This is a genomic window from Brevibacillus sp. DP1.3A (assembly GCF_013284245.2).
GTDB lineage: Bacteria > Bacillota > Bacilli > Brevibacillales > Brevibacillaceae > Brevibacillus.
Window position 1 is genome coordinate 1,185,757 of sequence record NZ_CP085876.1, and the last position, 19,875, is coordinate 1,205,631.

21 protein-coding genes are annotated in these 19,875 nt (G+C 50.5%); all 21 read left to right on the forward strand.

Features of this window, described 5'->3' with window-relative positions; all coding sequences use genetic code 11:
• The first annotated feature begins 41 nt into the window (after positions 1-41).
• The 21 genes from paaK (at position 42) to HP399_RS05450 (ending at position 19,856) form a co-directional block, all read left to right on the forward strand.
• The gene (paaK, locus tag HP399_RS05350) at positions 42-1,370 is read left to right on the forward strand and encodes a phenylacetate--CoA ligase PaaK (protein ID WP_173616704.1); all 1,329 of its coding nucleotides are present in this window, start codon (positions 42-44) and stop codon (positions 1,368-1,370) included.
• 32 nt (positions 1,371-1,402) lie between these two features.
• Positions 1,403-2,176 carry an enoyl-CoA hydratase-related protein gene (locus tag HP399_RS05355; protein ID WP_173616703.1) on the forward strand — a complete coding sequence of 258 codons (774 nt, stop codon included), beginning with the start codon at positions 1,403-1,405 and terminating at the stop codon, positions 2,174-2,176.
• 9 nt (positions 2,177-2,185) lie between these two features.
• On the forward strand, positions 2,186-2,965 hold the full coding sequence (locus HP399_RS05360) for an enoyl-CoA hydratase-related protein (RefSeq protein ID WP_173616702.1): 780 nt from the start codon (positions 2,186-2,188) through the stop codon (positions 2,963-2,965).
• A 22-nt stretch (positions 2,966-2,987) separates the two neighbouring features.
• Positions 2,988-3,845 carry a 3-hydroxyacyl-CoA dehydrogenase family protein gene (locus HP399_RS05365; RefSeq protein ID WP_173616701.1) on the forward strand — a complete coding sequence of 286 codons (858 nt, stop codon included), beginning with the start codon at positions 2,988-2,990 and terminating at the stop codon, positions 3,843-3,845.
• The gene (locus HP399_RS05370; protein WP_173616700.1) at positions 3,829-4,584 is read left to right on the forward strand and encodes a 3-hydroxyacyl-CoA dehydrogenase family protein; all 756 of its coding nucleotides are present in this window, start codon (positions 3,829-3,831) and stop codon (positions 4,582-4,584) included. The genes HP399_RS05365 and HP399_RS05370 overlap by 17 nt, the downstream gene beginning before the upstream one ends.
• Entirely contained in the window at positions 4,581-5,780 is a 1,200-nt protein-coding gene (locus tag HP399_RS05375) for a thiolase family protein (protein ID WP_173616699.1), read from the forward strand. The genes HP399_RS05370 and HP399_RS05375 overlap by 4 nt, the downstream gene beginning before the upstream one ends.
• A gap of 33 nt (positions 5,781-5,813) precedes the next feature.
• Positions 5,814-7,013 carry a thiolase family protein gene (locus tag HP399_RS05380; protein WP_173616698.1) on the forward strand — a complete coding sequence of 400 codons (1,200 nt, stop codon included), beginning with the start codon at positions 5,814-5,816 and terminating at the stop codon, positions 7,011-7,013.
• A gap of 27 nt (positions 7,014-7,040) precedes the next feature.
• A complete protein-coding gene (locus HP399_RS05385) occupies positions 7,041-7,463 on the forward strand; it encodes a thioesterase family protein (RefSeq protein WP_173616697.1) in 423 nt (140 codons plus the stop codon).
• 172 nt (positions 7,464-7,635) lie between these two features.
• On the forward strand, positions 7,636-8,463 hold the full coding sequence (paaX, locus tag HP399_RS05390; protein WP_016741468.1) for a phenylacetic acid degradation operon negative regulatory protein PaaX: 828 nt from the start codon (positions 7,636-7,638) through the stop codon (positions 8,461-8,463).
• Between the two features lie 134 nt (positions 8,464-8,597).
• A complete protein-coding gene (locus HP399_RS05395) occupies positions 8,598-9,476 on the forward strand; it encodes a branched-chain amino acid ABC transporter permease (protein ID WP_106656170.1) in 879 nt (292 codons plus the stop codon).
• Positions 9,473-10,504 carry a branched-chain amino acid ABC transporter permease gene (locus HP399_RS05400; protein ID WP_228088454.1) on the forward strand — a complete coding sequence of 344 codons (1,032 nt, stop codon included), beginning with the start codon at positions 9,473-9,475 and terminating at the stop codon, positions 10,502-10,504. Before HP399_RS05395 ends, HP399_RS05400 begins: the two co-directional genes overlap by 4 nt.
• Positions 10,501-11,262, forward strand: a complete 762-nt coding sequence (locus tag HP399_RS05405) for an ABC transporter ATP-binding protein (RefSeq protein ID WP_173616696.1) — start codon at positions 10,501-10,503, stop codon at positions 11,260-11,262. Before HP399_RS05400 ends, HP399_RS05405 begins: the two co-directional genes overlap by 4 nt.
• A gap of 22 nt (positions 11,263-11,284) precedes the next feature.
• Complete coding sequence (locus HP399_RS05410; RefSeq protein ID WP_173617003.1) at positions 11,285-12,028, forward strand: ABC transporter ATP-binding protein; 744 nt, start codon at positions 11,285-11,287, stop codon at positions 12,026-12,028.
• 34 nt (positions 12,029-12,062) lie between these two features.
• A complete protein-coding gene (locus HP399_RS05415) occupies positions 12,063-13,250 on the forward strand; it encodes an ABC transporter substrate-binding protein (RefSeq protein ID WP_173616695.1) in 1,188 nt (395 codons plus the stop codon).
• Between the two features lie 84 nt (positions 13,251-13,334).
• Positions 13,335-14,162: a methyl-accepting chemotaxis protein gene (locus HP399_RS05420; RefSeq protein ID WP_173616694.1), complete on the forward strand. Its 828-nt coding sequence runs from the start codon at positions 13,335-13,337 to the stop codon at positions 14,160-14,162.
• A 115-nt stretch (positions 14,163-14,277) separates the two neighbouring features.
• Positions 14,278-15,246 carry a 1,2-phenylacetyl-CoA epoxidase subunit PaaA gene (gene paaA, locus HP399_RS05425; protein WP_173616693.1) on the forward strand — a complete coding sequence of 323 codons (969 nt, stop codon included), beginning with the start codon at positions 14,278-14,280 and terminating at the stop codon, positions 15,244-15,246.
• Between the two features lie 10 nt (positions 15,247-15,256).
• Complete coding sequence (paaB, locus tag HP399_RS05430) at positions 15,257-15,589, forward strand: 1,2-phenylacetyl-CoA epoxidase subunit PaaB (protein WP_173616692.1); 333 nt, start codon at positions 15,257-15,259, stop codon at positions 15,587-15,589.
• 17 nt (positions 15,590-15,606) lie between these two features.
• Positions 15,607-16,440: a 1,2-phenylacetyl-CoA epoxidase subunit PaaC gene (paaC, locus tag HP399_RS05435; protein ID WP_173616691.1), complete on the forward strand. Its 834-nt coding sequence runs from the start codon at positions 15,607-15,609 to the stop codon at positions 16,438-16,440.
• 17 nt (positions 16,441-16,457) lie between these two features.
• Entirely contained in the window at positions 16,458-16,961 is a 504-nt protein-coding gene (gene paaD / locus HP399_RS05440; RefSeq protein WP_106656177.1) for a 1,2-phenylacetyl-CoA epoxidase subunit PaaD, read from the forward strand.
• Between the two features lie 24 nt (positions 16,962-16,985).
• Positions 16,986-18,428 carry an NAD-dependent succinate-semialdehyde dehydrogenase gene (locus HP399_RS05445; protein ID WP_048034702.1) on the forward strand — a complete coding sequence of 481 codons (1,443 nt, stop codon included), beginning with the start codon at positions 16,986-16,988 and terminating at the stop codon, positions 18,426-18,428.
• A 555-nt stretch (positions 18,429-18,983) separates the two neighbouring features.
• Positions 18,984-19,856: a cytochrome c oxidase assembly protein gene (locus HP399_RS05450; RefSeq protein ID WP_007728157.1), complete on the forward strand. Its 873-nt coding sequence runs from the start codon at positions 18,984-18,986 to the stop codon at positions 19,854-19,856.
• Positions 19,857-19,875 lie beyond the last annotated feature (19 nt).

Consider the following 19,875-nt stretch of genomic DNA (forward strand, 5'->3'; position numbering starts at 1 on the left):
ACTCCTACCGAGTCATAAAGCAAGGGAATGAGGGAAGCGACATGATCTTTAATACAGAAATGGAAACGCTACCAAGAGAGAAAATGACGGAACTGCAACAGGCACGCTTGAAAGAAACGGTCAAACGCGTATACGAGCGCGTCCCTTTCCACACAAAAGCATTCAATGAGGCTGGTGTAAAACCAGAAGATATTCAATCGATGGAAGATATAAAGAAGCTTCCATTTATGAAAAAGACAGATTTGCGAGAAAATTACCCGTTCAATCTGTTTGCAGTCGAAATGAAGGAAGTAGCACGCATTCACGGTTCATCCGGGACAAAAGGAAAACCGACTGTTGTCGGCTACACCAAAAAAGACCTGGAGAATTGGGCGGAGATCGTGGCGCGCGCCATTTGCTGTGCGGGCGGAGAGCCGGGAGACATATTCCATAACGCGTATGGCTACGGTCTTTTTACAGGTGGTTTGGGTCTGCACAACGGCATCGAGCACATGGGCGCAGTCGCAGTGCCAGTATCCGGTGGTAATACCTCCCGTCAAATTACGTTGATCGAGGACTTCAAGCCACGTGGTATTGCAGCAACGCCATCCTATGTCCTCAACATCGTCGAAGAGATGAAAAAGCAAGGAATCGATCCACGAGAGACGAGTGTCAAATACGGGATTTTTGGTGCAGAACCGTGGTCGGAAGAAATGCGCGTACAGCTGGAGCATGAGCTCGACATTAAAGCCGTAGACATTTACGGGCTGAGCGAAGTGATGGGGCCAGGTGTTTCCATTGAATGTCATGAGGTGCAGGATGGTCTGCATATCGCAGAAGACCATTTCTACGCAGAAATTATCGATCCGAATACAGGAGAAGTGCTCCCATACGGACAAGAAGGTGAGCTCGTATTCACGTCGCTGACGAAAGAAGCATTCCCGGTTGTGCGCTATCGCACGGGTGATATCGCTTCCCTCAATCCTGAGCCCTGTAAGTGCGGACGGACAACCATGCGGATGTCGCGCATCAAAGGGCGTGTAGATGACATGCTCATTATTCGCGGGGTCAATGTGTTCCCGACAGAGATTGAGTCCGTTCTGCTTACGTTCAACCAATTGGCTCCACACTATCAGGTCGTCATTGAACGCGATGGTGCCCTCGACCGTTTTGAGGTGCACTGCGAGCTGACAACAGCATATGCAAATGAGATCAGTGGAAATGACAGCTCTGCTCTCTCGCCATTGGTGAAAGAAATCTGCCATGACATCAAAAATACGTTGGGCGTGTCCGTGGTGTTGCGGGTGCAACCGCCGAATTCCTTGACGCGCAGCGAAGGGAAAGCGATTCGTGTCGTGGATAACAGGAACAAATCACAGGCAGCTATTTAAACCAGCTCCTGTAAAAAAGGGTGTGACAGTTCATGGCCTATGAATATATTAGCGTAGCCAGTGAAGATGGTGTCGGTATCATTACGTTGAATCGACCGAAGATTCTAAACGCACTGAATTTGCAGCTCGTCGACGAATTGGTTGACCAGCTGGAGCAAATGGACCGTGACCCGGGGATTCGGGTGATCATCCTGACTGGCAACGCGAGGGCGTTCGCAGCGGGTGCCGACATTAATGAAATGGCGGAAGCATCAGCCATCGACATCATGAAGCGCAATCAGTTCGCGGTTTGGGATCGCATCTCACTCATCTCCAAGCCGATTATTGGTGCCGTCAGTGGCTTTGTGCTCGGTGGTGGCTGTGAATTAATGATGAACTGCGATATTGTGATCGCTTCGGAGACAGCCGTCATTGGTCAACCGGAAATCAAGCTGGGAGTCATGCCTGGGGCTGGTGGTACACAGCGTCTGACGCATGTGGTAGGTGAGCGAAAAGCACTGGAGATGCTGCTCACAGGTGAACCGATTTCGGCCAAAGAAGCGTTGAAATACGGACTGGTCAATCGGGTAGTTCCAGTGGAGGCGTACTATCAGGAAGCGCTCAAGCTGGCGAAGCAAATCGCCCAGCAGCCGCCGCTCGCGGTACAGGTCATCAAAAAAGCCGTGTACAAAGCTGGTGATCTCCCCCTTCAAGAGGGAATGGATTACGAGCGAAACAGCTTTTATCTTCTTTTGGCAAGCGAAGATCGAAAAGAAGGCATGCAAGCTTTTCTGGAGAAGCGCAAACCCCGTTTTACGGGAAATTAGGAGGCGGCCATGTACGAAACGATTCTTTATGAAGTGTCAGAAGGCGTAGCAGTAGTGACCTTGAACCGTCCGGACAAATTCAATGCGTTTACAGCCGTCATGAACAAGGAAATCACCGATGCGTTGAAGCAAGCGCAGAAGGATGCGGATGTGCGTTGCATCGTTCTTACCGGAGCAGGGCGGGCGTTCAATGCGGGGCAGGATCTCAGTGACGTTTCTGGGGGAGGAGATGTGGATTACGGTAGTTTCTTGCGGGATCGTTATAATCCAATGATCCTCCAGTTTCAAAAAACAGAGAAGCCGATCATCGCAGCGGTAAACGGTGTAGCAGCAGGTGCAGGTATGAGTGTTGCGCTGGCATGCGATATTCGCCTGGCATCGGAAAAGGCATCCTTCGTCAATGCTTTTGTTAACATCGGGCTCGTTCCCGATTCAGGAGGTTGCTACTTCTTGCCGCGCATCGTTGGGATCGGCAAGGCGTTGGAGCTGGCGATGATGGGGGAAAAGGTATCCGCTGAGGAAGCACTGCGATTTGGATTGGTCAATCAAGTGTACCCTGCGGAGAGCTTCATGGAGGATGCGTTGGTGTATGCGCGCAAGCTGGCGTCACTGCCGACGAAGGGAATTGGTTTGATCAAGCGCACGATGTACAAAGGGCTTGAGATGGGGTTGGAAGAGACCTTGGAATATGAAGCTTTTGCACAAGAGGCGGCTGGCAGCACAGAGGATCATAAGGAAGGGGTCACCGCTTTCATGGAAAAACGTGCGCCTCGTTTTACAGGCCGTTAGAGGCGAAGGGAGGCATGCTCAAGTGAGTATGAAAACAGTAGGCGTCATCGGGGCGGGAACGATGGGAGCGGGAATCGCTCTTGTCTGTGCTCGCAAAGGACATCAGGTCATGCTGCTGGATGCAAATCAGGCGGTGCTGGACAAAGCGCTTGTCTATTTGGAATCGATCCTGACAAAAGACGTGGAGAAAAACAAAATCAGTGAACAAGAAATGACAGAGACCTTAGAGCTAGTCCATCTCGTATCGGAAATGGAGCAGTTGGCAGACTGCGATATCGTCATCGAAGCGGTGCCAGAGCGTCTCGATTTGAAAAAAAGCATTTTCAGCCAGCTTTCTGGGATTTGCAGAGAGGATGCCCTTTTACTAACGAATACTTCCTCCATCTCGATTACGGAGATTGCAGGAGGACTTTCGCATCCCGAGCGCATTCTCGGATTTCATTTTTTCAATCCGGCACCCGTCATGCCCTTGGTTGAGGTTATTCGCGGGAAAAAATCGAGCGAGGAAAATGTGGAGGTGGCGTATCGATTTGCGCAAGAGTTGGGCAAGGTGCCTGTTCTGGTGACGGACACCCCTGGCTTTATCGTCAATCGAATCGCGCGGCCTTACTATAATGAAGCATTGCGTATCCTAGGTGATCATGTGGCAGGTGTGGAGCAGATTGACCGCATCATGAAGCTGGCTGGCGGATTCAAAATGGGACCGTTTGAGCTGCAAGACATGATTGGCATCGACATCAATTTTGCCACCACCAAATCGGTCTATACCGACTTCTTCCATGAAGGACGATTTAAGCCTAGCCGGATTCAGCAACAAATGGTTCAATCCGGCAGCCTGGGCAGAAAGACGGGGGAAGGCTTCTATGACTACAACAAATAAGGCTGTATTGCTCGTGGGCACAAGCCCGCTGTACGCAGAGTTGAATCATCTGATGGTAGAAAGAGGCTACCAGGTGCTTACGCTTGCAGAAGCGATGGCGGAACCTGAGCTGGTTGAATTGGCAGTGGAAGTGAATAGCGTCGATATGCAGGCGAAAAAGAGGCAGGTACGCGAGCTGGATGACCTATTGCCACCAAACGTACCGATCATCACGACTTCGCTCGCGATTACAGCTACAGAAGTAGCGTCCTGGACACAGCATCCTGAACGCGTTTGCGGATTTGGAACGCTCGTGCCCTTGGTTGAACGGGAGCTGATCGAGATTGCCCCTGCCCTGCAAACGGAGCTGGATACGATTCAAGCAACGGACGTTTTCTTTCAATCGCTCGGAAAAGCGACGGAAACTGTAAATGACGAGGTAGGTCTCGTGTTCCCGCGCATTTTAACACTCATTATCAACGAGGCTACCTTTACTCTGATGGAAAAAGCAGCAACCGCTACCGATATCGATATCGCGATGAAAAAAGGAACCAACTATCCATACGGCCCTCTCGAATGGGCAGATCGCATCGGGTTGGATGAGATTTTTGCGATATCGAGAGGTTTGCAGCGCGATCTGGCCGAGGAGCGTTATCGCACAGCGCCGCTATTACGAAAGCTGGTGCTGGCAGGGCGTGTCGGCGTACGCAGTGGGCAAGGCTTTTACACGTACGAAGAAAAAGTGGGTGTAGAGGCATGAGCTTGACTAACAAGGAGGTGTACGTAGCAGCAGCAGTACGTACACCAATCGGCAAGCTGGGCGGAAGTCTGAAGAACACCCCCATCGACGACCTGACAGCCATTGTCTTGAATGGAGCGCTTGCGAAGGCAGGACAATCCGGTGAGATTGTTGATGGGGTCATCATGGGTAACGTCATATCGGCCGGACCGTTTATTAACATTGCACGCGTTGGTTTGTTGAAAGCAGGGCTTCCTGACACCATACCTGGACTGACTGTGAATCGGGTGTGTGCATCCGGGCTAGAGGCAGTCAATTTGGCTGCGCAGTCCATCCAAGCGGGACATAGTCAGGTCATTCTGGCTGGCGGTGTAGAGAATTTGACTCGTTCACCGTACATCATGGAAAAATTCGAGCAGCCGTATCAACGTGGCGGACAGACATTGATCGAGTCTTTTGGCGGACCACGTTCTGCTCCTGTTTCGCTTTATGGAGATTTGACCATGGGAGATACAGCGGAAAACGTTGCGGAGCAATTCGGAATCAGTCGCGAGGATCAGGATCGTTTTGCAGCAGAGAGCCAGTCTCGGGCTATCAACGCGATAGATGCAGGTCTGTTCCGCGATGAGATCATTCCAATCACGTTAAAAGGGAAAAAAGGGGAAGAAACGCTGTTTGATACGGATGAATTCCCAAGAAGGGATTCCAGTGTGGAGTCATTGTCCAAGTTGCGACCTGCCTTCCGAAAAGATGGTAGCGTCACAGCAGGCAACTCCTCCGGTATCAACGATGGCGCAGCGGCTTTGCTCTTGATGAATGAAGAAATGCTGCAAAAGACAGGCGTCGCTCCTTTGGGGCGCATTGTTCATTTCGTCAGTGCTGGTGTTGATCCGCGCATTATGGGCATTGGTCCGGTCGCTGCGATTCGCAAGCTGCTCGCAGAAACGAGCATGACCGTAGATCAAATCGACCTGTTTGAGTTAAATGAAGCTTTTGCTTCTCAGTCACTCGCCTGCATGCGCGAGCTGGGACTGGATCCTTTGAAAACCAATGTAAACGGTGGAGCAATCGCGTTGGGTCATCCACTCGGAATGAGCGGTGCCCGCCTGGCAGGTACGATTCTTTTTGAGCTGAGACGTCGCCAAAAGAAATACGGAATCGTTTCGTTGTGCATAGGCGGCGGCCAAGGATTGGCCACGTTAGTAGAAGCGCTATAGAAAAAAGCCCTCGTGCAGGGAAGGAGTGGAAGAATGAGTACACCAGTCATCATAGATGCTGTGCGCACGCCAATCGGCCGTATTGGTGGTGCGTTGAAGGAAGTGCGCCCGGATGACCTGGGCGCATTGGTGATTCAAAAGCTGTTGGAACGCAACTCCATCGATCCGAAGACGATAGATGATGTTATCATGGGCTGTGCCAATCAGGCTGGGGAGGACAACCGCAATGTCGCGCGTATGTCACTTCTGTTGGCGGGACTACCTGTCGAGGTGCCGGGAGTGACTGTGAATCGCCTGTGCGGCTCAGGTCTGGAGGCTGTGAACCAAAGCGCGAATGCAATCAAAGCCGGAGCAGGTCACGTCTATATCGCGGGCGGTACAGAGAGCATGACGCGTTCTCCGCTGGTGATGATGAAGCCTGGCACGGCTTTTCAGCGCGGCAATCAGCAGTTGGTTGATACGACGTTGGGCTGGCGATTGGTTAACGAAAAAATGAAAGAAATGTATCCACCGATCAGCTTGGGGGAAACAGCAGAGAAGGTAGCGGAGCAATACGGCATTAGCCGCGAAGCGCAGGATGAGTTTGCTTTGCGCAGTCAGCAAAATTATGCACATGCCTTGGCAAAAGGAAAGTGGGATGCCGAGATCGTTCCCGTAGAGCTGAAAGGGCGCAAAGGTGAGGTCACGCTGTTTGAACACGATGAGCATGCACGTCCGGAGACGACTATCGAACAGCTGCAAAAGCTGAAACCAGCATTCCAAGTAGATGGCAGCGTCACAGCAGGCAACTCCAGTGGTCTAAACGATGGAGCCTGCGCTCTGCTCATTATGGAACAGGAAGCGGCTCTTGCAGCCGGCTTGAAGCCTCGTGCAAGAATCGTTGCATCCGCAGTGGCTGGTGTAGATCCTTCCGTGATGGGAATTGGACCTGTACCTGCTACACGTAAAGTGCTGAAGCAAGCGGGCTTGTCACTTACGCAGATTGATCTGTTCGAATTCAACGAAGCTTTTGCGGCGCAGGCAGTAGCGAGCGTACGCGAGCTGGGGGTCAACCCTGATCTCGTCAACGTAAATGGCGGAGCGATTGCTTTGGGCCATCCGCTCGGGTGTAGCGGAGCACGCATCCTTACTACTCTTCTGTATGAAATGGAGCGCCGTGATGCCCGTTACGGGTTGGCAGCGATGTGCATTGGGGTTGGACAGGGCATTGCGACGATTATCGAGCGTGTGTAGCTTGGGTAGATAGGGAGGCAGGTACTTTTGATAGATAGACTGCAGCCGGGTACGACGGAAGAGTTTACTGTGACAGTGACAAAGGACATGCTGCCTGTTTTTGAAGGCGAAGTCGTGCATCCCGTGATGTCGACCGTCAGCATGATTTATTACATGGAGTGGGCAGGAAGACGCGTTATTTTACCGTACCTGGAAGCCGATGAAGAGGGCTCGGGATTTGCTGTAGATATCAAGCATGTCGGCCCAGCAGTGATTGGTCAGCAGGTCACGTTCCGAGCTACCTGTGTGCAGGTTACCGAAAAACGCGTAGTGTGCGAGGTTACGGCGGACACTACGCGTAATCGTGTAGGACTCGGGACGTTCGTCCAGGCCATCTTCAAAAAGGACGAGATCAAGCGTCGATTTGAGGACTTGCAAGCAGAGATCAATCAGGAAGTAAATGGGGAATAACAAATTTGACAGAATAAATTGACTCTTTTAAGATGTTTTACTATAATTACGTTTAAATTACGTTATACGATTTTATCGTCATATACTCTCGATCGATTCACGCACTTCCTACAGAATATGGTACAATTTCACACAGCTAATAGGTATGAATCGATTTGGGGGTAGAAGAAACGTGAAGCCACAATCCATGCTTTTTACAATTTACGGTGAATACGTCCGCCATTATGGAAGCGAAATCTGGATTGGTAGTCTGACCAAGCTGATGGGGGAATTCGGACTGTCGGAGCCAGCTGTTCGTGCAGCAATCTCCCGGATGCTTCGCCAAGGCTGGCTGGAATCGCGAAAAGTAGGGAACCGCAGCTTCTACTCGGTATCCGAGCGCGGCAAAAAGCGGCTGGAAGAGGCAGCGGCACGTATTTATAAGGTCGAGACAGATGTGTGGGACGGCAAGTGGTGCATTGCCAGCTACAACATCCCAGAGGAGCGTCGAGCGCTGCGTGATCAACTGCGCAAGGAGCTGGGCTGGATGGGCTTCGGGATGCTGACGACCAGCACATGGATCAGCCCGAATAACCTCAGTGATCGCGTAAAGGACCTGACGGAAGCACACGAGATTACGGAGTATGTCGAGATTTTTACATCAGAGCATATGGGCTGGAGCAATCCGAAACAGCTCGTACAGAAATGCTGGGATATCGATGAAATCAATGAAAAATACAAGGCCTTCATCGATGCCTACCGAGAAGAATACGAGCAGCTTTCTGCCAAACTTAGCAATGGGGAAGAAGTTCCAGACAGCCATTGCTTCGTGGAAAAGACAAAGCTCGTCCACCAATACCGCAAGTTCTTGTTCATCGATCCTGATTTGCCGCAGGAATTGTTGCCAGAGCTGTGGTTGGGCAAAGAGGCGGATCAGTTGTTCCAAAATTACTACCAGTTATTGAATCCAGGGGCAGTACGATTCTTCGAGACCGTGTATGAAGCTGCGCCATCCGCATAGGCGAAAGCTGCGAAGGAAAGGCCCTAGCACGTCTAGGGTCTTTTTCAATCAATCGTTTTTCCATTATTTAAAATGTAAGCGTTTTACTTGGGTGTAATTTGGTGGACGCGAATCAAAGGGGGTACAGCACGAATATGACGGAATTGCTGCAGTACGTTGCAAATGGCCTCGTCAGTGGCGGGATTTACGCGATCGTAGCGGTTGGTTTCATCACGATTTACAACGTAAGCAAGGTGATTAATCTGGCGCAGGGTGAATTTTTGATGCTGGGCGGAATGGTTACAGTCGCCTTGATAGGTATGAATCTTCCGTATGGGTTGGCGGCATTGCTCGCGATCCTCATGGTCACTTTGATCGGAGTTTTGATGCAGAAATATGTAATCGCTTACGTAAAAAAAGCTAATCCAATTAGTTTGATTATTTTGACGATAGGGATTTCGACACTTATTCGAGGCATTGCCAGCTTTATTTGGGGAAAAGATGCGTTTGCACTCGAACCGATTACGAGCAATGAGCCGATCTCGATCGGCGGCGTGATGATCGCACAACAAAGTATCTGGATTTTGGCTGCTGTTCTTATCATTCTTTTTCTACTTTGGTACTTGATGGACAAGACGATTCTCGGTAAAAAAATTAACGCCTGTTCGGTCAACCCGATGGCAGCTCGCCTGATGGGGATTAGCCCGACAAAGATGAGTATGCTGGCCTTCGCTATCAGTGGAGCGACTGGAGCGATTGCAGGAATCGTGATCGCGCCGCTTTCCGTAACGTCCTACGATATTGGCGTGCTTCTCGGGATCAAAGGCTTTTCCGCGGCTATTCTTGGCGGACTGGGAAATCCATTGGGTGCAGCTGTAGCGGCATTTCTACTCGGGATCGTCGAATCGCTGGGGGCAGGCTACATCAGTTCCGGTATGAAGGACGCAATCGCCTTTCTAGTGTTGATCGGCATGCTGTTAATTAAGCCATCTGGCATCTTTGGAGAACGCAGCGTTGGAAAAGGAGGGCTATGATGAAGCAGATCATCGATAAGTGGGGTAAAAGCATAGGAATCTACCTGTTTTTGATGATTCTTTTCCCATTCGTTATGCCAGATGAATACTATCGTTCTGTCGGCATTATTATCGGTCTTCAAGCAATCGTAACCATCGGGCTCTGCCTAGTGATGGGACTGGCGGGACAAATTTCGCTGGGACAAGCAGCGTTTTGGGGGATAGGCGCCTATACGTCGGCAGTATTGACGACGAAGTACGGGCTGCCGCCATTTATCGGCCTCATAGCTGCTGCGATTGTTCCAGGGTTATTCGCTTTTATCCTCGGGCGGGCGATAGCGGGACTGCAAGGCTACTACCTCGCGATGGCGACACTCGCATTTGGCTACATCGTCCAGATCGGGATTACGGAATGGGAGTCGGTCACCGGGGGAGCAAACGGGATGATCAGCATTCCGCAGATGACTTTCTTCGGTGGAAGCGAGTTATCCATGTACTTTCTGATTTGGGGAGTCGTCACCTGTGTGCTGCTCTTCTCACTTAATCTCTTGAATTCACGTGTCGGCAGAGCGTTTCGGGCGATTCACAAAAGTGAGATTGCCGCGACCTCGATGGGAATTGATGTCCGCAAGTTCAAGCTGAATGCTTTTGTAGTAAGTGGCATGTTCGCTGGTATTTCCGGCGGCTTGTACGCCCATTACATGGGAATTCTCGATCCACAGCCGTTCGGATTGCACGAGTCGATTAAGTTTCTCACGATGGTCGTCATCGGCGGGATGACAAGCATCTGGGGCGCTTTGATCGGGGCGATCCTGATTGGCTTTATCAGTGAAGGGCTGGTCCTCATGAGTGAAGTGGTGCCGGGCTTGCAGGGGGATGTGGACACGATTGTATTCGGTGCGATTCTCGTGCTGTTCATTATGTTTATGCCAGAAGGATTGGTTCCGCGCATCCGGGCTGCTTTCGAAAAAGGGCAGGCGAGAAAGGCGAAGGCCATGGCTGACGAAGCACAGCGAAAGCAGCAGGTGGAAAGGAAGGCTGCAACATGACAACACTTTTGGATGTGCAAAAGCTCTCTCGTGATTTTGGCGGCGTCCGGGCAGTGAATCAAGTAGATTTTCAGGTGCGGGAAGGAGAGATTCTCGCGCTGATCGGTCCGAATGGCGCTGGGAAAAGCACCGTGCTCAACATGGTGTCGGGTGTGATCCCGCCTTCGGAAGGAGAGATTCGCTTTAGCAGCCAGCCGCTGACGCGTGTGCAAGGCTACGAATATGCCGGAATGGGCATCACGCGAACCTTTCAAAACCTCCAAACGTTTGACGATATGACCGTCTTGGAAAACGTGATGGTCGGCATGCATACCAAGACAAGCGCGAGTCTCTTTTCCTGCGGCATGAATCTGGCAAAGTCCCGCAAGGAAGAGAAGCTGATGCAGGAGCAGGCACAGACGTGGATAGAGAATGTTGGGCTGGCAGAGGTAGCGTCCTCGCTGGCTGGGAGCTTGCCATACGGGAAGCTGCGGCTGATGGAGATTGCCCGCGCGATGGTAGCCAAGCCGCGGCTGCTCTTGTTGGATGAGCCTGCTGCGGGTCTGAATCATACCGAGACGGCGGAGATGAGCCGCATGTTTTGCGAGATTCGCGACAACGGAACGGCTATTTTGCTAGTGGAGCATGACATGGACATGATCATGACGATTGCGGACCGTATCGTTGTATTGGATCAAGGATCAAAAATCGCAGAAGGAACCCCGCGTGAGATTCAGGAGAACCCACGAGTGATTGCGGCGTACCTGGGTGCAGAATGAAGCGCGAAAGAGGTGGAACATGATGGGGAAGACAGTCCTTACAGTAGACAACATCACGGCTCGCTATGGTCCGGTAGAAGTGCTGCACGGTATTACTCTACAAGTGAACGAAGGGGAGATCGTCTCCCTGTTAGGCGCAAATGGGGCAGGCAAAACGACGCTTTTGAACTGTATCTGCGGTTTGCACGGCGACAAGGAAGGGAAGATTTGGTTTCGTGACGCGGATATTACGCGTGTCCCTGCGGAGCTGGTGGTACCCCGGGGCATGGCGCATGTACCAGAGCGCAGACAAATTTTTTCGACGCTGACCGTGGAGGACAATTTGTGGCTGGGTGCTTCGCATCGGATACCCAAGACGAGCAAAAAGGAAATTGCCAAAGAAATGGAGACGGTGTATGAACGTTTTCCCATTTTGGCAGAGCGGAAATGGCAGCTCGGGGGAACGCTTTCTGGGGGGCAACAGCAGATGCTCGCCATTGGCAGAGCGCTCTTGTCTCGACCGCAGCTTCTCTTGTTGGACGAGCCTTCTCTAGGATTGGCTCCACTGATTGCCAAAGAAATCCTGACGATTGTGCAGGAGATTCGCTCAGAGTGGGGCACCACGGTGCTGTTGGTCGAGCAAAATGCTCGCGCAGCGCTCGCTATTTCCGACCGGGCATACGTACTCAGTACGGGCACCGTCATGCTGGAAGGGAACGCAGACGAGATTAGCAATGACCCGCGTGTACAATCTGCTTATTTGGGAAGCTCGCATGAAGCTGTTTGACAAAGATAAACCACATACATGAGGGGGAACACCCATGAAAAAACAAACATTCAAAAACTGGCTATTTCCAGCAGCAGTCGCTTCGCTCGTATTCTTGAGCGCCTGTGGAGGCGGCGCTACGCCAGCAGCAGAGTCAGGCACTGGTGGCGCTAGTAAGGACCCTATCAAGGTCGGCGCTATTTTCTCTCTGACTGGTCCGAACAGTCCGCTCGGCGTACCGGAGAAGCAGGCGGTAGAGCTGTTGGTAAAAGAAATCAACGGTGCAGGCGGTGTGGATGGCCGACCGGTGAAAGTCATTTTTGAAGACGACAAGTCTGATAATACGGAAGCGGTAAAAGCAATCAAAAAGCTCGCTTCGAAAGAAAAAGTCGTAGCTGTACTAGGCTCCTCAGGCAGCGGTCCGTCTCTCGGGATGGCTGAATATGCCGCAGCAGAAAAGCTCCCGCTGATCTCGATGGCAGCGGCAGACCAAATCACCAATCCGGTTCGTGCAGGCATCTACAAAACACCGCACACGGACGTACACGGAACGAAGCGAATTTTTAAATATTTGAAGGAAAAAGGCATTACAAAAATTGCTACGCTCAATGACAGCAATCCATACGGAAGTGGCTGGACGACGCAATTGCAAAAATATGCGCCTGAATACGGAATCACGATTGTAGCGGAAGAAAAATACGGCACAAAAGATCCGTCCATGAGCTCCCAATTGACCAAGATCAAAGGGACTGATGCGCAGGCGCTGATTGTGGCAGGTACGAATCCTGGACCCGCTACGATTGTGAAGGAAGCCAAGCAACTGAACCTCACTATTCCGATCATTAGCAGCCATGGCTCTGCGAACAGCAAATTCCTCGAACTGATTGGAGACGCAGGCGAGGGTGTCCTGATGGTAGCTGGAAAACTGCTCATTCCTGAACAAGTAGCGGCAGACGATCCGCAATCTGCGATCATCAAAAAATTCGTGGATGGCTATCAAGCTGCCTACAATACACAGCCAGACGGCTTCGCGGGATACGGATACGACGGCTTGAATTTGCTCGTGGAAGGCTTGAAGCAAGCAGGCGGCGACACATCCAAACTGGGCGAAGTATTGGAAAAGGTGAAATACGTAGGGGTAACCGGAGAATTCAAGTTCACGGCTGATGATCATAACGGTCTGACAGAAGATAGTATGATCATGGTTGAAGTGAAGGATGGAAAATTCCAGCTCGTTAAATAAGTGAAAGAAGTTCGTTCCCTCCGCGTACTGAAGAAGAATGCGGGGGGAATCGTTGTTTTCATCAGAAGGGTAGGAGGATCATGCATGTCTCAATTGCTGAATAGCGTCTTAATGGTTGCACCGATTTTACAAAAGGCATTTTTGTCCGAATGTATGGTAGGAGTCACTGACAAAGAGAAGTTTCTCGCCTATTATCCGGCACAGGGCTTGAACTTGGGAATTCGAGTAGGAGACGAATTGCGCCCGGGGAGTATTAATGCGACGGCTGTAAAAGAGAGAAAGCGGGTCGTGAAGAAGATTTCCCAAGAGCTCTACGGCATTCCTTATATCGCAGTTGGTTATCCACTTGTCGAAAATGGACAAGTAGTCGGTTGCTTGGCGACAGGCGTGACGACTGATCAAGAGGATCGCTTGCACGGCTTGGCTCAAAACTTGACTGACGCGCTGGAAAATATTGCTCAGCACACAGAAAGTCTGGCAAAGGACGCGGACCATTTGGCACAAGCTAGCCACACACTGAGTGATGCAGCGGGTCAATTAGGACTGAAAATTGCAGAAACGACCCAGATCAACGAATTGATCCGCAATATCTCAACGCGCTCCAATGTACTCGGATTGAATGCCGTCCTCGAAGCGGCACGTGCAGGTTCTGCTGGTCGCGGCTTTTCCGTGGTCGCAGAGGAAATCCGTCAGCTTTCCCAGACAACCGCTACTTCAGCGAAGGGTATTTTTAGTCTGTTAGATGAAATGAATGCACTCGTCGGGACGGTAACGGGCGAAATGGAGAAGACGATGAATCACAGCGTACAGCAGTCAACGCGAATACAGGAGCTGGATGCAGTCATGCAAGAGCTGCGGCATATGACCGAGCAATTGAAAAAGGCAGCAGAAATAACTGGGCGTGGAGAATAGGAGAGTCCCTATGTAAGCGTATTGCAAAAACGTATGACGATATGTTATTATTGCGTTATAAAAACGTATTATAATTTTAACATAATGCATATCTGATAAAAGGAGGGCGTTCTCCATGCAAATGAGGCTCGAACATGCCGATCTGACTGAAAACGAAAAGTTGGAAGCGTTTTTAGCGAGAATCGATCGCGGGGAAAAAATAGAGGCAGACGATTGGATGCCAGACGACTATCGCAACCAGTTGATCAAGCTGATTTCGATGCATGGCATCAGTGAGATCATGGGTGCCTTGCCGGAAAAAGAATGGGTACCAAAGGCGCCAACACTGCGCAGAAAGCTGGCAATTATGGCAAAGGTCCAGGACGAGATGGGGCATGGTCAATTGCTGCTTCGTGTCGCAGAAGACTTGCTTGAGCCATTGGGCAAGACGCGCGAGGATATCATGAATGATTTGTTTACAAAAAGACTGAAATTTCACAATGTATTCCACATGGAAGCGCCTACCTGGGCTGATGCTGGTGTGATTGGTTGGCTGGTTGACGGAGCGGCTATCATTACGCAATCGATGTCCCTCGATACATCTTATGCACCGTATGCCCGCGCTCTGCATCGGATCTGTGCGGAGGAAAAGTTCCACGCCCAACATGGGGAGAGCATCGTCTTGGAGTTGGCAGAAGGCACCGATGAACAGCGTCAAATGCTGCAAGATGCCATTCATCGTTGGTGGCCTGCCCTCTTGATGTTTTTCGGACCGCCGGAAAACGGCAACATTACGAGCAATCAAGAAGCCAACATGCGCTACAAGATTCGTACACAGACCAATGAGGAATTGCGCCAAGTATTCCTGAAAAAGTATTTGCCGCGAATTTTCCACCTTGGCTTCACAGTTCCAGACGATACGATTCACTTCGACGATGTAGAAGACAAATGGGTCTATCAACAGCCTGACTGGGAAGAGTTCAAGCAAATCGTCAAGGGAAACGGACCTCGCTCCGCTCACCGTCTGAATCTTCGGGTAATGTCTTATGAGGAAACCAAATGGGTGCGCGACGCAATTATGTCGTACGGCCGACAAGTAGGGTAGGTGAATGTGGATGAGCAACGAGAACTTTTTCATATACGAAGTATTCAGCCAAAAAAGCGTAAATGCTCCGTTCGTCCAACAGTTCAGTTTGTTGGCACCCAATAAAGAAGTCGCATTGAGCATGGCGAGGGAGAACTTCCTGCGCCGCGAGCCTTGTTTTAATTTGTGGGTAGTCAAGCGCGACGACATTTTTGGACTGCCGCCAGAGGAGCGTCCTTTCCTAGAAAGACTCGACAACAAGAGCTATCGGGAGACCAGAGGATATGGCGACTTGCAGTCGAGATGGCGTAACCATCGCGAGCAGTACGAAGAAAAACAGAAGCATGCAGGCAACGGCAGTTAAGCAGGAGGGATACAATCATGGGCGACCGTTTACATGTAGAAACAGTGGAAGCAGCAAAACAAAACCCGTCATTTGCAAAAGCCTTGACCGACCTGTTGTTCCAGCTTGCTGATGACGATTTTATATTGGCATATCGCGGATCGGAATGGCTTGGGCTTGCTCCGCATATTGAAGAAGACGTGGCTTTTTCATCGATGTCTCAGGACATGATGGGCCATGCCGTGATGTTTTATGAAATGCTTGAGCAATTAGGGGTAGGCAAAGCAGACGATCTCGCACAGCTGCGTGAGGCGAAGGCGTTTTCCAATGCGATCTTGGTAGAGCGTAAAAACGGTGACGGCGATTACAACGATCATCCTCATTATGATTGGGCTTATGCGATTGTTCGCAGCTATGTGTACGGCTTATACAAGCAGGTTCGCTTGGAGGCTCTTACGCAGTCGTCATACGCACCACTTGCGCTGGTCAGTCGCAAAATGATGACAGAGCATCGCTATCATCTGATGCACTGGCAAGTTTGGTTGAAGCAATTGGCGAACAGTACGGCTGATGCGCGTCAGAAGCTGGAGGCAGCCATTGCAAAAGTTTGGAAGGATGCCGGGGAGCTGCCTCATCTTGGACAAAACCAGGGCGATATCGTTCAATTTGGCCTAATTGCAGAAGAAGAGCAACTGAAACAAAAATGGCTGACACTGACCAAAGACATTTTCGAAAAAGCAGGACTCAACTGGCCGGGTGAGCCAGGAGTGCCACAAGAACGCGGCCGTCACGGTGAACATACTGCTGATCTGGTGCAAGCTTTGGCTACCTTGTCTGAAGTGTATCGCATTGATCCGGCTGCAGGCTGGTAAAAAGGAGTGATTCTCTCATGGCGCAAGAAGAACTGCAACTGCATGAAGGGCTTGAAGCGACATGCTGGGAACTGCTGCAGCAAGTAACGGATCCCGAAATTCCGGTGATCAGCATGGTGGAGATGGGGATGATTCACAAAGTGCGCGTCGAGGCAGACGTCGTACACGTCGAGGTGCTCCCTACCTTCGTCGGCTGTCCGGCACTCGAGATCATGAAGAAGAACATCACAGAAAAGCTGGTGGAGGCAGAAGGAATCAATCAGGTTCAGGTAGCGTTCGTCTATGATCCAGCCTGGACATCTGATCGTATCGCCTTGGATGCTCGCGATAAGCTGAAAAGCTTTGGCATCGCGCCGCCACCGCTTGACTTCAAACCGGGAGATACATGGGAAGTGGCATGTCCCTACTGTGATTCCCCGTATACACAAATGGAAAATTTGTTTGGCCCTGCTGCTTGTCGAAGTATTTTGTATTGCCGGCACTGCAAAAATCCGTTTGAGGCCCTAAAACCAATCTATTGAGAGAGATTGAGAGGAGCGAATGTCATGGGAGAGTACAAGCAAATGTTTATTAATGGAGAATGGGTGACTGCCGAGAGTGGCGAGTCCATTCAGATTACGAATCCTGCTACAGGTGAAACAGTTGGAACAGTTACCTTCGGCGATGGGCGTGATGCCAACAAGGCCATCGACGCTGCTCATCAGGCATTTGCAAGCTGGTCTCGACTGACTGCTCGCGAGCGCGCCAAATATTTGTACAACTTGTCCGAGCTGGTGAAAAACAATCGGGATGAACTGGCGGGCATCATTTCTGCTGAAATGGGCAAGCCTTTGGGCGAGGCAAAAGGCGAAGTGCTGGGTGCCGCTGATAACTTTGTCTGGTACGCAGAAGAAGCCAAGCGTGTCAACGGAGAAACGATCCCATCCTCGGTTGCGAACAAGCGCATCATGGTGCTGCGTCAGCCAGTAGGAGTGGTAGGGGCGATTACCCCGTGGAACTTCCCAGTGAACATGGTTGCACGTAAGATCGCTCCGGCTTTGGCTGCGGGCTGCACGGTGGTATTAAAGCCAGCAGAAAGCACGCCGCTGTCTGCGATTCGCATGTTTGAGCTGATTGAGCAGGCTGGATTTCCAAAAGGCGTCGTAAACCTTGTCATTGGAAATCCAGAATCGATTGGGAAGGAGTTCATCGACAATCCGAAGCTCTCCAAAATCGGATTTACAGGCTCCACTCGTGTCGGCAAGCTGCTGATGGAGGGCGCGGCAAAGCAAGTGAAGCGCGTCAGCATGGAGCTTGGCGGTCACGCACCGTTCATCGTATTCCCGGATGCCGATCTGGATGCAGCCGTAAAAGGTCTGTTTGAGAGCAAGTTCCGCAACTCCGGTCAAATGTGCATTTGCACGAACCGTCTGTACGTCCACGAGGATGTCGCAGATGCGTTCACAGAAAAGCTGGTAGAGCGTCTGAAGCGTGCGAAGGTAGGCGATGGACGCCAGAAAGAGACGGAGATCGGTCCACTGGTGAACGAGCGTGCCTTGAACAAGGTGCTCGAGCATATCGAGGACGCCAAGGACAAAGGCGGGCAAGTGGTATACGGCGGAAATCGTTTGGTTGAAGGTGATTATGCGAAGGGCTTCTATTGCGAACCGACCTTGCTTGCTGGCGTTACATCGGATATGAAAATCTCTTTTGAGGAAACGTTCGGTCCTGTCGTTCCACTCGTGCGTTTTACAGAGGAAGCGGATGTCGTACAGATGGCAAACGATACACGTTACGGCTTGGCTGCTTATGTGTACACCCGCGATAATCAGCGTTGCTTCCGTATGGCTGAGCTCCTCGAATACGGAATCGTTGGAATCAATGATGGATCTCCTACGCAGACGCAAGCGCCGTTTGGCGGATTCAAGGAAAGCGGAATCGGCCGTGAGGGTGGCCGCTACGGAATGGATGAGTACCTGGAGACGAAGTTCGTTTCCTTTGGACTTTAATATTAGAAAGGAAAAAGAGTTCAGACAAGATCTGGACTCTTTTTTATTTTCATATAGGAAAGGTTTTACAAGGTAACGATGAACCAATAAAGCTGGTGAGAAGAAAAAGCACAGGGCTCGTAGACCTTGACAACGTCTACCCAGTCGGAACTTCAAAAAGGGGACCCGCTTGTCGAACACTTCTTCCCTGAGAATCTTCCGCCCGTAGGGTGGCTTTGGCTCGACGGTCCCCTTTTTGAAGTGGAGACGGCCAGTGAATCCCCCTTGCGGGCGTGTCAGAGTCGAAGAGAACTGTGCTTTTTCTTCTCCTCCACTATGTTGACTCCAATCATAAGGAGCTTTTTTTGTGTAAATTTTGTGAATTGTATTGTTCAACACTTTGTTCATTTTTGTCTACAAAGAAAAAGGGAATCAACGGTATAATGGAGATTGGATCAAGGGCAACATTTAATAGATAAAAATTGGTATTTCATATTGACACAAAACGTACATATGACGACGCCCAGCGAGAGTGGTATCGTCCAAGATTTTGCATTTGGAAGGGAGGATATAAAAATGGGAAATGAACATCAAATGCACGAGATGTCACCAGCTACCGGATCAGCAACCTTTTCGGATTTATGGAGTCCGGATGTGATGCTTTTGTCGTTGCTCGTGACTACTGTCTACTTTCTCGTAACAGGTCCTATGCATAAACGTTTTGAAAACGCTACACCGGCGACTGGCAAGCAAAGATTACTTTTTGTGTTGGCAATCGTGTTGTTTTACGCCGCACAAGGAAGCCCTATCAGTTATTACGGCCATCATTACATGTTTAGTTTGCACATGCTCCAACAATCGATCTTGTACTTTGCCCTGCCACCGCTTATGCTCCTGGCAATGCCTGAATGGCTTTTGGCCAAGATTTTCCGTCCGAAAGCACTGAAGTTCATCCTAAATTCTTTGACACATCCGTTAGTGGCAGCGCTGTTGTTCAACTCACTGTTTTCGTTTTACCATGTTCCGTTTATTTTTGATGCCGTCGCGATCAACCATGAGTGGATGACGTTTTATCATGTCATTCTCGTGATTGCCGCATTTGCGATGTGGTGGCCAATTGTGAGTCCGTTGTCTGATAACAAGAGACAACTGGCCGGATTGAAAAAGCTGTCGTACGTTTTTGCAAACGGTGTCTTGATTACGCCAGCCTGTGCGCTGATTATTTTTGCCTCGGAACCGCTGTACGCTACTTATATAGCTGCTCCACAGCTATTCGAGAGTCTCGACGCGTTTAACGACCAGCGTCTTGGCGGAATCATTATGAAGCTGGTACAGGAGCTTGTTTACGGCTGTGTGCTGGCCTATGTCTTCTACCATTGGTACAAGGCAGAGAAGCAGGACGACATGCCGATGGATCAATCTTTCGGTGCTGAAAAGCCGACTTTTTAAATACGCGCGAACAGCAGAA